Annotated in this window: 1 protein-coding gene; it reads right to left on the reverse strand. The window is 48.4% G+C overall.

Annotation, left to right across the window (positions count from 1 at the left end; genetic code table 11):
- A partial coding sequence (locus FCL48_RS26075) for an IS3 family transposase (RefSeq protein WP_371418698.1) occupies nt 1-166 on the reverse strand: 166 nt, incomplete at its 3' end.
- Between the last annotated feature and the right edge of the window lie 47 nt (nt 167-213).

A 213-nucleotide genomic window follows, 5' to 3' on the forward strand; every position in this document is an offset into this window, starting at 1 on the left:
TTAACCGACGGACCCGTTCTCGTCCTATCTTTTTCCCAGTTGACCGCCGCAAGTATTTGTACATGCGACGCGATCCTGCTGAGGGGTCATCTAAGTGCAATCGATCTATCTTTTCCATAAGCTGCAGATTCTCAGCAGATTCACCAGACAGCTGGTAGTAAACCATAGATCGAGGTACATGAAGCAGTCGACATTGGCAACGAATGCTCAGTC

It is taken from the genome of Desulforhopalus sp. IMCC35007, from assembly GCF_005116575.1.
Lineage (GTDB): Bacteria > Desulfobacterota > Desulfobulbia > Desulfobulbales > Desulfocapsaceae > Desulforhopalus_A.